Annotated in this window: 15 protein-coding genes; 2 read left to right on the top strand and 13 right to left on the bottom strand. The window is 65.5% G+C overall.

Annotated features, from left to right (window positions below; all coding sequences use genetic code 11):
• Nucleotides 1-53: 53 nt before the first annotated feature.
• The 10 genes from IEX43_RS05165 to truB form a co-directional block, all read right to left on the bottom strand.
• A complete protein-coding gene (locus tag IEX43_RS05165) occupies nucleotides 54-2,315 on the bottom strand; it encodes a polyribonucleotide nucleotidyltransferase (RefSeq protein WP_104185193.1) in 2,262 nt (753 codons plus the stop codon).
• A gap of 242 nt (nucleotides 2,316-2,557) precedes the next feature.
• Nucleotides 2,558-2,827: a 30S ribosomal protein S15 gene (gene rpsO, locus IEX43_RS05160; RefSeq protein WP_013600532.1), complete on the bottom strand. Its 270-nt coding sequence runs from the start codon at nucleotides 2,825-2,827 to the stop codon at nucleotides 2,558-2,560.
• Nucleotides 2,828-3,010: 183 nt separating this feature from the next.
• The gene (gene kynU, locus IEX43_RS05155; protein ID WP_188809364.1) at nucleotides 3,011-4,231 is read right to left on the bottom strand and encodes a kynureninase; all 1,221 of its coding nucleotides are present in this window, start codon (nucleotides 4,229-4,231) and stop codon (nucleotides 3,011-3,013) included.
• A 61-nt stretch (nucleotides 4,232-4,292) separates the two neighbouring features.
• A complete protein-coding gene (kynA, locus tag IEX43_RS05150) occupies nucleotides 4,293-5,147 on the bottom strand; it encodes a tryptophan 2,3-dioxygenase (RefSeq protein WP_188809363.1) in 855 nt (284 codons plus the stop codon).
• A 27-nt stretch (nucleotides 5,148-5,174) separates the two neighbouring features.
• Nucleotides 5,175-6,158, bottom strand: coding sequence for a bifunctional riboflavin kinase/FAD synthetase (locus tag IEX43_RS05145; RefSeq protein WP_188809362.1), 984 nt, complete (start codon nucleotides 6,156-6,158; stop codon nucleotides 5,175-5,177).
• A 121-nt stretch (nucleotides 6,159-6,279) separates the two neighbouring features.
• Entirely contained in the window at nucleotides 6,280-6,651 is a 372-nt protein-coding gene (locus IEX43_RS05140; protein ID WP_188809361.1) for a helix-turn-helix transcriptional regulator, read from the bottom strand.
• A gap of 22 nt (nucleotides 6,652-6,673) precedes the next feature.
• Entirely contained in the window at nucleotides 6,674-7,705 is a 1,032-nt protein-coding gene (locus tag IEX43_RS05135) for a TerC family protein (protein WP_188809360.1), read from the bottom strand.
• 196 nt (nucleotides 7,706-7,901) lie between these two features.
• Complete coding sequence (locus IEX43_RS05130) at nucleotides 7,902-8,360, bottom strand: hypothetical protein (protein WP_188809359.1); 459 nt, start codon at nucleotides 8,358-8,360, stop codon at nucleotides 7,902-7,904.
• Nucleotides 8,361-8,379: 19 nt separating this feature from the next.
• Entirely contained in the window at nucleotides 8,380-8,733 is a 354-nt protein-coding gene (locus IEX43_RS05125) for a hypothetical protein (RefSeq protein WP_188809358.1), read from the bottom strand.
• 2 nt (nucleotides 8,734-8,735) lie between these two features.
• Nucleotides 8,736-9,674, bottom strand: a complete 939-nt coding sequence (truB, locus tag IEX43_RS05120) for a tRNA pseudouridine(55) synthase TruB (RefSeq protein ID WP_188809357.1) — start codon at nucleotides 9,672-9,674, stop codon at nucleotides 8,736-8,738.
• A gap of 93 nt (nucleotides 9,675-9,767) precedes the next feature.
• Between truB and IEX43_RS05115 the strand changes: the two genes are divergently transcribed.
• Nucleotides 9,768-10,949, top strand: a complete 1,182-nt coding sequence (locus IEX43_RS05115; RefSeq protein ID WP_188809356.1) for a pyridoxal phosphate-dependent aminotransferase — start codon at nucleotides 9,768-9,770, stop codon at nucleotides 10,947-10,949.
• A 16-nt stretch (nucleotides 10,950-10,965) separates the two neighbouring features.
• On the opposite strand, the gene trxA is transcribed toward IEX43_RS05115, so the two are convergent.
• Entirely contained in the window at nucleotides 10,966-11,403 is a 438-nt protein-coding gene (trxA, locus tag IEX43_RS05110) for a thioredoxin (RefSeq protein WP_188809355.1), read from the bottom strand.
• A gap of 2 nt (nucleotides 11,404-11,405) precedes the next feature.
• Complete coding sequence (locus tag IEX43_RS05105; RefSeq protein WP_188809354.1) at nucleotides 11,406-11,891, bottom strand: nucleoside deaminase; 486 nt, start codon at nucleotides 11,889-11,891, stop codon at nucleotides 11,406-11,408.
• Between the two features lie 179 nt (nucleotides 11,892-12,070).
• On the opposite strand from IEX43_RS05105, the gene IEX43_RS05100 reads away from it, so the two are divergent.
• Nucleotides 12,071-13,192, top strand: a complete 1,122-nt coding sequence (locus IEX43_RS05100; protein ID WP_188809353.1) for a ScyD/ScyE family protein — start codon at nucleotides 12,071-12,073, stop codon at nucleotides 13,190-13,192.
• Between the two features lie 76 nt (nucleotides 13,193-13,268).
• On the opposite strand, the gene rbfA is transcribed toward IEX43_RS05100, so the two are convergent.
• Entirely contained in the window at nucleotides 13,269-13,778 is a 510-nt protein-coding gene (gene rbfA, locus IEX43_RS05095) for a 30S ribosome-binding factor RbfA (protein ID WP_188809352.1), read from the bottom strand.
• Nucleotides 13,779-13,915 lie beyond the last annotated feature (137 nt).

The following is a 13,915-nucleotide window of genomic DNA, read 5'->3' as shown; positions in this document are numbered from 1 at the left end:
CGGCCCCGCCGCTTCATGCTTCAACCTGCAGGCCGTGCCCGCAAGGCGGAATGCTAGACGTCAGCGCCTTCAGCAGGTTCCGTGGCGTGGGCGCGCTCGGTCTCATCCGCGGCGCCTTCTTCCTCGGCAACTACGGGGGCGAGCGAGAGCTTTCCACGGTCGTCGATCTTGGTGATTTCCACCTGGACCTTCTGGCCGACAGAGACGACGTCGTCGACGTTGTCCACGCGCTTGCCGTTGGCCAGCTTGCGCAGCTCGGAGATGTGCAGGAGGCCGTCCTTGCCCGGGGTCAGCGAAACGAAGGCACCGAAGGTGGTGGTCTTGACGACCGTACCCAGGTAGCGCTCGCCGATTTCCGGGACCTGCGGGTTGGCGATGGCGTTGATGGCGGAGCGTGCTGCCTCGGCAGACGGACCGTTGGTGGCGCCAATGTAGACCGTGCCGTCGTCCTCGATGGAGATGTCAGCGCCGGTGTCTTCCTGGATCTGGTTGATCATCTTGCCCTTAGGGCCGATGACCTCGCCGATCTTGTCCACGGGGATCTTCACGGCGATGACGCGCGGGGCGAACTCGGAGAGCTCGTCCGGGGTGTCGATGGCGGAGTCGATGACCTCGAGGATGTGCAGGCGGGCTTCGCGTGCCTGCTTCAGGGCTGCTGCCAGCACTGAAGCGGGGATGCCGTCGAGCTTGGTGTCCAGCTGGATGGCCGTGACGAACTCGGACGTGCCGGCAACCTTGAAGTCCATGTCACCGAAGGCGTCTTCGGCGCCGAGGATATCGGTCAGGGCCGCGTAGCGGGTCTGGCCGTCGACCTGGTCGGACACCAGGCCCATGGCAATACCGGCGACGGCGGCCTTCAGGGGCACACCGGCGTTCAGCATGGACAGGGTGGAGGCGCAGACGGAACCCATGGACGTCGAACCGTTGGAGCTGAGAGCCTCAGACACCTGGCGGATGGCGTACGGGAATTCCTCGCGGGACGGCAGGACCGGCACGAGCGCGCGCTCTGCCAGGGCACCGTGGCCGATTTCGCGGCGCTTCGGCGAACCGACGCGGCCGGTCTCGCCGGTGGAGTACGGCGGGAAGTTGTAGTTGTGCATGTAACGCTTGGTCTTGACCGGTGACAGCGAGTCGATCTGCTGTTCCATCTTCAGCATGTTCAGCGTGGTGACACCCATGATCTGGGTCTCGCCGCGCTCGAAGATGGCCGAGCCGTGGACGCGAGGGAGGACCTCAACCTCGGCGGTGAGCTGGCGGATGTCCGTCAGGCCACGGCCGTCGATGCGGATCTGGTCCTTGAGGATGCGCTGGCGCACAACGTGCTTGGTGACCGAGCGGAACGCTGCGGACAGCTCCTTCTCGCGGCCTTCGAACTGGCCGGCCAGGGAAGAGGTGACCTCGTCCTTCAGGGCGTCGGAAGCGTTGTCGCGCTCCTGCTTGTCAGCGATCTGGAAGACGGCGGTGAGCTTCTCAGCGGCAGCGGCCTCAACGGCGGCGTAGACGTCATCCTCGTAGTCCAGGAAGACCGGGAACTCGACGGTCGGCTTGGCTGCGCGGGCGGCGAGGTCGGCCTGCGCGTCGCACAGTGCCTTGATGAACGGCTTGGCAGCCTCGAGGCCCTCGGAGACAACCTCTTCGGTGGGAGCGGTGGCGCCCTGTTCCTTGATGAGGTTCCAGGAGTTGTCGGTAGCTTCGGCTTCCACCATCATGATGGCGACGTCGTCACCGGCAATACGGCCGGCAACAACCATGTTGAACACGGAGTTTTCCAGCTGGGAGTGCTTGGGGAAAGCAACCCACTGTGAACCGTTTTCGTCGGCAACCAGGGCAACGCGGACGCCGCCGATGGGGCCGGAGAACGGCAGGCCGGAAAGCTGGGTGGACATGGAGGAGGCGTTGATGGCCACCACGTCGTAGAGCTCGTCCGGGTTGATGGCCAGGACGGTCACCACGATCTGGACCTCGTTGCGCAGGCCCTTGATGAAGGCGGGGCGCAGCGGGCGGTCCATCAGGCGGCAGGCCAGGATGGCTTCGGTGGACGGGCGTCCCTCGCGGCGGAAGAACGAGCCCGGGATGCGGCCGGCAGCGTACATGCGCTCTTCGACGTCGACCGTCAGCGGGAAGAAGTCGAAGCCTTCACGCGGGTGCTTGCCGGCGGTGGTGGCGGACAGCAGTGCGGTGTCGTCGTCGATGTACACCATTGCTGCGCCGGCTGCCTGCTTGGCAAGGCGGCCGGTTTCAAAGCGGATAACCCGCTTGCCGAATCGGCCGTTGTCAATGACTGCTTCTGAGAACTGGATTTCGGGACCCTCCAAGAGAGTCACCTCCGTTTCTGTTTTTACGGAAGTCCAGCCGCATCAACCCAGCCAGCATCTGTCTACTGGCCCTGCACCCGGTCATCGATCGAGACCCACGGGCCGGGGCTGCCTTCAAGGGAGCCGTTCCCGGGGATCACTACCGAGGACCGCGAATGCGTGATGCGGTTGATCCTCCTGTTTAGTTATTCAGGTGAAGAAGGCGGCCCGTTCCACGGGGAAAGGGCCGCCCCAAAGTGTGACTAGCGGCGCAGGCCGAGGCGCTCGATGAGCGAACGGTAGCGGGCGATGTCAGTCTTCTTGAGGTAGCTCAGCATGCGCTTGCGACGACCAACCATGGCCAGCAGACCGCGCTGGGTGTGGTAATCGTGCTTGTGCTCCTTCATGTGCTCAGTCAGATCCTTGATCCGCTGGGTCAGGACAGCAACCTGGACCTCGGGTGAACCGGTGTCACCTTCGCCGGTTGCGTATTCCTTGATGATGGACTGCTTTACAGCGGCGTCAAGTGCCACAATATCTCCTTGGGATGTGCCGTGAGGGCCCAGGTCAGAACTTCACTGCCGGGTCTGCTGCCGCGGCTGGCAACCGGAAACCGGTCAGCGCCGTACACAACAGGAACCAGCCGCCACGGACTGCAGCCGGATCCATCGTTTAGTTTACCGGCCCCTGCCTAATCTTGTCGAAAGGGGCCCGCGTCATGCGTGGAGGCGGTTCCGCATTTCCTCCATGCCCTGCAGGACCTCCCGGAAACTGGTGCTCAGCGGAGAGAGGCCCACCCGGATGCCGTGCGGCGCACGGAAGTCAGGAATAACGTCCCCGTCCCAGAGCGCCTCCACCGTTGCCTTCGTAAACTCCGCGTGGTCCACCGTGATGTGGCTGCCACGCCGGGCGGGGTCGCGGGGCGTCGCCAGCTCCGCCCCGAGGGGAGCCAGCAGGGCGTCAAAAACCTCGACGGCGAAGGCTGTCAGCTTCTCCGATTTCTCCCGGATGGCAGCCATGGACGCTTCCTCGACCAGGTCAAGGGTGCCCTTCATGGCGATCATGCCGAAGATGGCGGGCGTCCCGCTGAGGAAGCCGCGGATCCCGGCGGCCGGCTCGTATCCTGCAGCCATCTCAAAGGCGTCCTTGCGGCCCATCCACCCCCAGATCGGCTGGTTGAGCGACGGCAGGTGCCGGTGGTTCACGTAGGCAAAAGCGGGCGACCCCGGTCCCCCGTTGAGGTATTTGTAGGTGCAGCCGGCGGCGAAGTCCACGCCCGCTTCATCCAGCCCGATCTCCACCGACCCCGCGGAATGGCACAGGTCCCACACCACCAGTGCGCCGGCGTCGTGCACTGCCGCCGTGATGGCGGGAAGGTCGGCCAGGTGGCCGGAACGGTAGGCGATCTGGCTGAGGAGGACGACGGCGGTACGCGGTCCGGTTGCCTCGCGCACCTGTTCAACGGTTACCCCGGCGGCCGGATCAGCCTGGATCCAGCGGAGGGTCAGCCCCTCTTCCAGCGCTATGCCTTCCACCAGGTAGCGGTCCGTGGGAAAGTTTTCGGTGTCCAGGACCAGCTCGTTGCGGTCGGGGCTGGCCACCGCGGCGAGGGCGGCACGGATCAGTTTGTACAGCACCACGGTGGTGGAGTCCGCAATGATGGTCTGGCCGGGAGCCGCTCCCAGCACTGCCCGGCCCAGCTGGTCACCGATGGCCTGGGGCATCGCGAGCCAGTGTTCATCCCAGCCGCGGATGAGGCGGCCTCCCCAGTCGTCGCGGATGAAGGCGGCGACGTCGTCGGCGGTCCGCTTGAGGGGCCGGCCCAGGGAGTTGCCGTCCAGGTAGGACACGGGGGCGTCCGATCCGATGAAGTGGTGGCGGTAGTGGGCCAGCGGATCATGGCTGTCCAGCTCTTCCGCGCGCTGCTGCAAAGTCATGGCTGCCTTCCGTGGACGGGCTGGTGGTTGGTGCCCGGGCGGAACGTCCCCTGGTGCGTGCTCATTGGCCGATTTCCGTCCGGACTGCGAACAGTTCAGGGAAGAACGTCAGTTCCAGGGCTTTCTGCAGGAACGCCGCGCCGCTCGAGCCGCCAGTACCCGCCTTCATGCCGATGGTCCGCTGGACCGTCCGGAGGTGCCGGAACCGCCACAGCTGGAAATTGTCCTCAAGGTCCACCAGCTCCTCGCAGGCCTCGTACGCGCCCCAGTTGGCTGCGGCGTTCTCGTAGATGTGCTTGAACAGTGGCACCAGTTCCGGTGTGTACTCGTGGGCCCTGGTCACGTCCCGCTGGAGGACCGACGCCGGAACGTCGAAGCCCTGCCGCGCGAGGTAGCCCAGGAATTCGTCGTAGATGCTGGGGGCTGCCAGCAGTTCCTCCAGCATGGCGTGCGCTTCCGGGTCCGACTCGAACACCGGGAGCATCTTGCGGTTCTTGTTGCCCAGCACGAACTCCACGGCCCGGTACTGGCTCGACTGGAAGCCCGAGGAGTTGCCCAGGAAGCCGCGGAACTGGGAATACTCGGTGGGGGTCAGCGTGGCAAGGACCGACCACTGCTCGGTCAGGGTCTTCTGGATGTGTTTGACCCGGGCAATGCCCTTCAGCGCCGATCCGAGGTCATCGGCCCGGAGCCACGCCGCCGCGCTGCGCAGTTCATGCAGGACCAGCTTGAGCCACAGCTCGGTGGTCTGGTGCTGGATGATGAAGAGCATTTCATCGTGGTGCTCGGGCTCACTGACCGGCTGCTGCGCACTGAGGAGGGTTGGCAGCTGGAGGTAGGAGGCGTAGCTCATCCGTGAGCTGAAGTCGCGGACGATGCCTTTGTCCAGCTTCCGGGTGTTCTTTTCGACGGACACGGTGCTGCCTTTCCCTGGTGGGCGCCCCTAGCGCCGGGCCAGCAGCTCGTGTGCCTGGACGACGTCCAGGCGCATCTGCTCCACGAGTGCTTCCGGCCCACGGTAGGCCACCATGCCCCGGAGGCGGGCAACGAATTCCACAACTACTGTCTGGCCGTACAGATCGAAGTCTTCCACGTCCTCTTTTGGCCGGTCGATCACGTGGGCTTCCACCTGGCGGCTGACGCCGTCGAATGTGGGGTTTGAGCCCACGGAGATAGCCGCGGGCCACCGGGTCCCTGCCTGGTCCACCAGCCAGCCGGCGTAAATGCCGTCGGCAGGAACCAGTCCGCTGGCGTTGCTGGCCAGGTTTGCGGTGGGGAATCCGAGCGCACGGCCGCGTGCGGCGCCGTGGACAACTTCGCCGCGCATCCGGTGCGGGCGTCCCAGGACAGCGGACGCCGTTGCAACGTCCCCTTCCTGCAGGGCTTCCCGCACCCAGGTGGAGGAACAGCGGCGGTCCGTGCCGTCGTCGTCATGCAGGGGGTAGCCCTCGGAGCCGAACTCACTGATCACCTGCACCTCGAACCCGAACTTCCGGCCGAGCTCCTTCATGGTGTCCAGGTCCCCTGAGTTGCCGCGGCCGAAGCGTACGTCGTGGCCGATCACAACATGGCCGGCATGCAGGCAGTCCACAAGGTACTGCTCCACGAATTCCTCGGGGGTGAGGCTGGCCAGGTCCAGCGAATACTTCATGACCAGGATGGCGTCCAGGCCCAACTCCCCCAGCGCCTCCAGCTTGTCCTGCAAGCCCATGATCAGCTCGGGCGCGGACTCGGGACGGTGGACCTGGGCCGGGTGCGGGTCGAAGGTGACCACAACGGCTTTGGACCTTGTGATCCGCGCCGTGCGGATCAGTTCGGACAGCACCTGCTGGTGCCCCCGGTGAACGCCGTCGAAGTTCCCGATCGTGACCACAGATGGGCCGAAGTCCGCCGGGACCTCGGACGGATCGTTCCAGATGTAGACCATCACCCTCGCCTTAACAGCTTGCAAGTATCAATGTTCGGGCCTGGTACCGGCCGCGGAACTCTCTAAGATTACCCGCATTCGGGGGCCCGCCCGGACGCCGGGAACGGCACGGGCCGGGCGGTTACTTTTCCGCCGCCGCTGCCGGCCCCTCGCCCGGAGCCGGTGCGGCAAACAGGCGGATCAGCCCGTCCACTTCCTGTGCAGCAGTTGCAGGATGCCGGAAATGCTGGTGCGGCCGGATGGTGTAGTGGGTCCTGCGTCCCACCCTTGCCCGCTGGAGGTATCCCGCACTTTCAAGGTCCTTGAGGATCTGGAGGGCGGCCCGGGTGGTGATGCCCACCCGCTCGGCGATGTCTGCCACCAGGATGTCCGGGTCCCTCGCCACGGAGAGCAGGACATGGCCGTGGTTGGTGAGAAACGTCCAGGCGGGCCGGGCGGGCCCGCCTGGGCGTGGAGCTTCCTGGCCGCTGTCGGCAGAACTTTCAGCTGTCATGGATGCTCCGTTGTATTTGGCGTCATTGATGGTCGGTCCTGCTTGGCGCCCGGCGGCGCCACAACGGTTCCAGGGCGGCCACGTCCTCGGGAGATGCGGTTCCGAACGGTGCACGCTCCGGCGCGGGAAGCGGCCGGCGCCCTTGGCCCCGGGTTGCCCACAGGCTTGCTGCCACCGATACGAGGAGGATCATGGCAATGACCGCCAGGGAAACGGGCGTGGGGATGTAGTAGATGTCGATCTTCAGGAACATCTTAATGCCCACCCAGATCAGGACGAGCGCCAGGCCGGTCTTGAGGTAGATGAACCGGTGGATAAGGTCCGCCAGGAGGAAGTACATGGCCCGGAGGCCCAGGATGGCGAACGCGTTTGCGGTGAACACCAGGAACACGTCATCGGTGACGGCGAAGATCGCGGGGATGGAGTCAACGGCGAAGATGATGTCCGTGACCTCGACGAGGACCAGGACCGCCAGCAGCGGGGTGGCCAGGAGGACGCCCTGCCGCCGGATGAGGAACCGCTGCCCGTGGAAATCATTGGTCATGGGTACGTGCCGGCGGAACAGCTTCAACGCCCGGGACTTCTCCGGATCCAGGTGGTCGTCCCGGTGCCGGATCATCCGGTAGCCGGTAATAAGCAGGAACGCCGCGAAAATGTAGAGCACCCACCCCGCGCTGGCGATGATGGCGGCGCCTGCGGCGATGAAGATGCCCCGGAACACCAGGGCGCCCAGGACACCGAAGAAGAGGACGCGGTGCTGGTACTCCCGGGGCACCGCGAAGTAGGTGAAGATGATGGCCCAGATAAAGACGTTGTCCACGGCGAGGGACTTCTCGATCAGGTAGCCGGCAAAATATTGCTGGCCATACTCCGCACCGTAAACCTGCCACACCAGCACGCCGAAGCCAACACCGAAGGCGACCCAGACTGCAGACCACAATGCCGCCTCCCGCACCCTGATCACATGGGCTTTGCGGTGCGCGAAGAGGTCAAGGGCAAGCATCAGGACAATAAAAAGAAGTACGGCCAGCCAGGCCCATAGGGGAACGTTCATCAGGGGAAACCTGCTTCCAGTCAGATGTACCAACTGGAGGTCTTTCCCGGCTCCCTGCAGGAGCCTGCCCCGCCGGGCCGCTCAGGGGCGGCCGGACTGACGACGAGGCATTCGGGGGATACTCCCCTCCACACGAAATAGTGAAGCATATTTCATGTGTTCCGGCAAGGGGCCTCCAGCCCGGGAGGAAAGTTCCTCAGGCGGAGGTCCGTGCCTCCGGGCGCCGGCGGTACAGCCACACCAGCCCCAAAATGGGCAGCAACAGCGGGATAAACGCATAGCCGCGGCCAAACAGAGACCAGACGGTTTCATGCGGGAACTGGACGGGGTCGAAGAGGCTCAGGGCGCCCACCACCAGCACCCCGACAAGTTCCACGAGCACTGCGGCAACCGATACCTTGAACCAGGTGCTTCCGGCCTTGGCCAGCGAGACGGTGGCCACCACGTACACGACGGCGGCGAAGGCGGAGAGCAGGTACGCGAGCGGCGCCTCGGAGAACTTGGTGAGGATCTGGTAGCCCGCCCGCGCCGAGGCGGAAATCGCGAAGACCGCGTAGATGGCTATCAACAGCCGCCCGGGGCCGGTGTTGCGGCTGTTGGAGGCGCTGCTGCCGGCGTGGTCCTGCCCGGCGGTTGTGGTGTGCTGGTCTTTCACGTTGCGTGCTTCTTCCACTTCAGTACCAGATCTGGTTCATGCGGGCAGCCATGACCAGCGCGGTAACGCCGACGGCGGCCAGGACAAAGTTGCTCCACCTGGTCCGTTCCAGGATGGACCAGTAGACGGCGGCCGGGGGCAGGAGCATGGCTGTGACCAGGTAGCCCCAGAACTCCCACGCCTCGCCGGCGATGGCTTCGCCGGCAACCACCCGGATGACGGATCCCACCAGGTAGACGAGGAGGGCGACCTCCACCGCGGCCACGGACAGGATCGTGACGTCGTTCGGCGCCTTCTTGAGGATGCCCGCCGCAAGGCACACCGCCGTGGACAGGAGCCCGACCACCAGGATGATGTAGAAATACGCGTCCACCGTCAGCCCTCCGCCGTGTGGCCGGCTGAGGGGGCGCCGTTGCCGGGCGCGAACACCAGCACGGGTTTGGCGAAGCTGCCCGCATCGGCCAGGAGTGCCACCAGGCTTCCGTCCGGCGCGAAAGCGGCTGCGGGGTGGTCGGCGGTGGCAGCGTCGGGGCTTCCGGGGGCGGCGCCGGCGGCGATGCGCCGGCCAAAGGAGATCTCGGTGGTTTCTTCTGCGCTGAGCTCGCGGTTAGGCATCAGGGCCCGGGCAGCCTGCGACATTTCCAGCACGTTGAGCTCCTCGGCCAGCTGGTCCAGGGTGCGCGCCTGGTCCAGTGAGTAGGGGCCCACGTGGGTCCTGCGGAGCGCGGTGAGGTGTCCGCCCACTCCCAGTGCATTGCCCAGGTCCCGGGCGAGGGCGCGGATGTACGTGCCGGAGGAGCATTCCACAGTGACGTCCAGGTCCACGACGTCCGCCTCGGGGTCCCGCCGGATGGCGTGCACCTCGAACCTGTGGATGGTGACAGGGCGGGCGGCCAGTTTCACGTCTTCGCCGGACCGTACCCGCGCGTAGGCGCGTTCCCCGTTGACCTTGATGGCGCTGACGCTGCTGGGCACCTGCTGGATGTCGCCCGTCAAGGCCGCAACGCCGCCGTACATTGCCTGCTCGCTGACCCCGGACGTGCCGGCCGTGGCAATGACGTCGCCTTCGGCGTCGTCCGTCACGGTGGACTGGCCCAGGCGAATGGTGGCGGTGTAGGTCTTGGAGGTGCCCACGATGTAGGTGAGCAGCCGGGTTGCCTTGTTGATGCCCACCACCAGGACGCCGGTGGCCATGGGGTCAAGCGTTCCGGCATGCCCTACTTTCCGGGTACCTGCGAGGCGCCGCATCCGGCCAACCACATCATGGCTGGTCCATCCCTGCGGCTTGTCCACTATCACCAGTCCAGAAAGCACGCCTCCCAGTATATCGGCGGTGGTCCCGGCCCCTGCCCACGCCTCGGCACCGGCACTCCGGAGGCGGTTCCAGCGCCAGCTAGGATGGCAGGCATGCCTGAGCTTGCCGCCCATGTCCGCGACGTGCCCGTCAACCAGATCCGCGAAATCACCGAGGCCGCGTGGCGCACCCCCGGCGCCCTGGTGCTCAGCATCGGCGAGCCGGGCTTTCCGGTCCCCCGGCATGTGCTCGAAGCAGCCATGGCGTGCCTGGACCGGGATGAGACGAATTACACTCCGAACGCCGGCATCCCGGCACTGCGGGAAGCGTTCGCGGCGCGGTTCCGCGAACGCGCCGGCACCAGCCCCGGCGGCATCGACAGCATCGGCGCCGACCGGGTGTACGTGGTGGACGGCGCCCAGCAGGGCCTGCACTTTGCCATGAGCCTGCTGCTCTCCCCCGGCGACGAAATCCTGGTCCCCAACCCCGGCTACCCCACCTTTGCGATGACCGCCCGGCTGCTGAACGCTGTCCCCGTGGGCTACCCGCTCTACCCGGACCACGGTTTCCAGCCCAGGCCCGCGGACATCGAGGCGCTCGTCACTGACCGCACGCGGGTACTGGTCCTGAACTCCCCCTCCAACCCGCTCGGCGCCGTGCTGGGCGAGGACCTGACCCGGGAACTGATGGATCTGGCCCGCCGTCACGATCTCTGGGTCATCTCCGACGAATGCTATGAGGCCTTCACCTACGATGTGCCGCACGTCAGCCCCGCAAAGTTCGACGGCGATGCGCCGGGTGACGCGCGCGTCTTCACCTCCCTGACCCTGTCCAAGACCTACGGGCTCACCGGGCTGCGCATCGGCGCGCTGATCTGCCCGCCGGGCATCAAGCAGAAGATGGACAACGTGATGGAGGCGATTGTCTCCTGCGTCGCTTCACCGTCCCAGTACGCTGCACTTGCTGCCCTGACCGGGCCGCAAGACTATGTGCAGCACGCTCACGGGCACTATCGGGCGAACCGCGATGCGGCGTCCGCCGTGCTTGACGCGAAGGGCATCCCTTACCTCAAGGCGCAGGGAGCCTTCTATTTGTGGGCGGATGTCTCCCATGCAACGGGCGGGGACGTCCGCAGCTGGGTGCGCCGGTTCCTCGCAGATTCGGGTGTTGCCCTGGCCCCGGGGACTGCCTTCGGTTCCATCGGCGAAGGGTGGGTCCGGGTGGCCCTGTGCGGACGGCAGGAAGACCTGGTGGAGGGGCTGGGCCGGCTGCCGGGCCGGACCCGGCAGGGTTAGTGCCGCCGTGGCGGGGCTAGTTTCCCTTTCCCGCCAGCGCACCGTCCAGCCACGAACGCAGTACCTCCGCGGGGGCCGCCCCAGCCTGGCGGGCTGCCACTTTGCCGTCAACCATCACCATCAGCGTGGGAATTGCCTGTACATCGAATCTGCGCGACAGGCCCGGAGACTTGTCCACGTCCACCTTGACGAGCTTGATCCGGCCGGGCCGGTCCCGGGCCAGCTTGTCCAGCACCGGGCTCACCATGCGGCATGGGCCGCACCAGGCAGCCCAGAAGTCCACGAGCACGGGAACGGGTGACTGCTCGGCGACGGCCGCGAAGTCCGCATCCCCCGCGGCCACAATCCAGGGCAGGTCCGCTTTGCAGTTGCCGCAGCGCGGCCGGCCTGCCGCCTGGGCGGGGACCCTGTTGGTCTTTCCGCAGTCTGGACAGGTGGTGAGCGCAGGTTCCATTCCTAGTATTCCTTCCTGCCGGCAAAGTCCCCCCACGCCTGGAAGGGCGCGTGCGACGACGGGATGTCGCTTCGGGTGACGGGCAACAGTTCCGGCCGGGTCCCGTCGAAGTACTCGTAGAAAACTGCGTCGTCGAAACCTGCGGCGGCGGCGCCGTGGCGGTCGGCGGCGAAGTAGACGCGGTCGATCCGTGCCCACAGTGCGGACGCCAGGCACAGCGGGCAGGGCTCGCAGCTCGCATAGAGGACCGCTCCCTGCAGGTCATAGCTGGCTATCGCCGTTGCTGCGGCCCGGATGGCCACCACTTCGGCGTGGGCGGTGGGATCGTTATCCAGGGTTACGCGGTTGACGCCTTCATGCACCCGCCCGTCGGCGGTCACCACCAGCGCGCCGAACGGTCCCCCTCCTGCGCCGACGTTCCGGGTGGCCAGCTCCACGGCCTGCTCGAGGTACTTCGCGGTGTGGTCGGTCTCATTCGGCTCAGTCATAGCTAGATCCTAATCACTGGGGCTGAGATTAGGGGGTGGAATTAGGGGGCTGATAGGGGGAAATCCCCGCGACATTCTTACTGTGCAGGAATAATCTGGCGCCGGGGGGTTCCGAATTTCTAGCCTCCTGCCGGGAGGCTCCTTATCCGCCACGTTAAGGCCCCAAACCGGAGTACCCAATGAAGATTAAATTTTCGATCGTCGCGTTGCTCGCTGCTGCGGCGACAGTTGTTCCTGCCGGGGCCGCAGCCGCGGTTTCCACCCTCGAGCACACAACGCCCCGGACGCTGGCTGAGGGCCTGACCGCGCCTCTAAGCCTTACCGTAACCTACGATAAATCCGTCCTGGTGTCCCAGAACTTCTCCGGCCTGCTCAGCCGCGTCAACGACGACGGCTCCACTACTGCCCTCTACCAGGGGGAACAGGGTTGGAGCGTCGGAGGCGTTGAAACCCGGCATGGCACGAGGTACTTCGTGGAGAACGCAGGCGCCGGGGAAGGTGATCCGGCCGCCCTCAAAGGGTACTTGAAGTCCCTCGACCCAGAGGGAGAGGTGCATACGCTTGCCGATCTCGCCAGCCATGAACGGGACAAGAACCCTGATGGCGCCCAGCACTACGGTTTTGGACCCGACGTACCGGATTCCTGCCTGGCCGAGTGGCCCGCCTTCCCGCCGGCCCGGTACCAGGGCGGCCTGGACTCGAATCCCTACGCCGTGGCAATACGGGGTGATAAGGCGTACATCGCGGATGCGGGAGCAAACGCAATCCTGGAAGTGGACCTGGAATCAGGGGACGTTGACACGCTGGCAGTCCTGCCGCCCCGGCCTGCAGTGATCCCCGCGGGGACCAGGATCCCCGTGGACATGGCCGGGACCACCGTAGAAGTTCCTGCGTGCGTTGTGGGGCACGAATACGCCTTTGAGCCTGTGCCGACGGACCTGGAGTTCGGCCCGGACGGCCGGCTGTACGTCACGTCACTTCCGGGTGGGCCTGAAAATCCTTCCCTGGGAGCCCGGGGTGCCATCTTCCGCGTGAACCCTTCCACCGGCAGCACCAAGGTGTGGGCGGAAGGCATCCTGAGCCCCACCGGCCTGGCCATTGCCGACGACGGCGACGTCTACGTGGCGTCCCTGTTCGGCAACGAGATCATTGAGTTTGATGCCTCCAGCCGCCACAGGTCACAGTTCCTCGCGATCGACGGCCCGGCTGCAGTGGAAATCCGCGGAAACTCGCTCTATGCAACGGCCGGTTTCAGTTTCGCTGATCCCACTCAGGGAAGGGTCATCAAAATAGGCCTGTAACGGGAAAGGAACACTTACCGGCACAGCAGAAGGCCCGGACCACATCGGCGGTCCGGGCCTTCTGCTGTGCTGACGGTTACTTGTGGCCGTCTTCGTCGAGTTCCCCGTCGTCGCTGAGGTCAAGGTCCTCTTCGTCGAAGTCGTCCTCGTCGATGTCCACCTCTGCCGCTACGTCGCTCTTGTACGGATCGGCATCGCCTGCATGCTTGGCCTGGGCAGCCAGTGCGGCAACCTCAGCGTCACGCTTCTTCGCCTCGCGCAACAGCTCCTCAAGGTTGGAGGCAACCACGGGAATCTGGTCCGCCACGAACTCCAGGCTGGGAGTCAGCCGGACAGTAATGTTCCGGCCAACCTCCTGCCGAAGCACACCCTTGGCCTTCTCCAGTCCCTTGGCAGCATCGGCCTGGACAGCCTGGTCACCAAAAACGGTGTAGTAGACAGTGGCGTGCTGCAGATCATTGGTCACCCGGGCATCGGTAACAGTAATGCCCTCCAGCCGGGGATCCTTAACCTTCCGGCCCAGGGCCTCAGCAACAACAACCTTAATCCGCTGCGCCAACTTGGCAGCACGTGCCGGATCAGCCATGAACAACTCCTAAAAAATTTTGGAACGTACGACGGCGGTCTGGTGAGGCTGCGCGCACGTTAGGTTTTTGGCCACGCACCCAACGTGAGTCATCAACAGACCCGTTGGAATTTTCCGGCGGCCAGGGAGTGGCATCG

The sequence above is a fragment of the Pseudarthrobacter polychromogenes genome, assembly GCF_014644495.1.
Taxonomy (GTDB): Bacteria; Actinomycetota; Actinomycetes; order Actinomycetales; family Micrococcaceae; genus Arthrobacter; species Arthrobacter polychromogenes.
This window is presented reverse-complemented; position numbering and strand designations above follow the sequence as displayed.

Excerpts from the sequence above, each read along its gene's own strand:
- kynU (WP_188809364.1), bottom strand. The coding sequence starts at position 4,231 with ATGACTTTGCAGCAGCGCGCGGAAGAGCTGGACAGCCATGATCCGCTG.
- IEX43_RS05145 (WP_188809362.1), bottom strand. The coding sequence starts at position 6,158 with ATGGTCTACATCTGGAACGATCCGTCCGAGGTCCCGGCGGACTTCGGC.
- IEX43_RS05140 (WP_188809361.1), bottom strand. The coding sequence starts at position 6,651 with ATGACAGCTGAAAGTTCTGCCGACAGCGGCCAGGAAGCTCCACGCCCA.
- IEX43_RS05135 (WP_188809360.1), bottom strand. The coding sequence starts at position 7,705 with ATGAACGTTCCCCTATGGGCCTGGCTGGCCGTACTTCTTTTTATTGTC.
- IEX43_RS05115 (WP_188809356.1), top strand. The coding sequence starts at position 9,768 with ATGCCTGAGCTTGCCGCCCATGTCCGCGACGTGCCCGTCAACCAGATC.
- trxA (WP_188809355.1), bottom strand. The coding sequence starts at position 11,403 with ATGGAACCTGCGCTCACCACCTGTCCAGACTGCGGAAAGACCAACAGG.
- IEX43_RS05105 (WP_188809354.1), bottom strand. The coding sequence starts at position 11,891 with ATGACTGAGCCGAATGAGACCGACCACACCGCGAAGTACCTCGAGCAG.
- IEX43_RS05100 (WP_188809353.1), top strand. The coding sequence starts at position 12,071 with ATGAAGATTAAATTTTCGATCGTCGCGTTGCTCGCTGCTGCGGCGACA.
- rbfA (WP_188809352.1), bottom strand. The coding sequence starts at position 13,778 with ATGGCTGATCCGGCACGTGCTGCCAAGTTGGCGCAGCGGATTAAGGTT.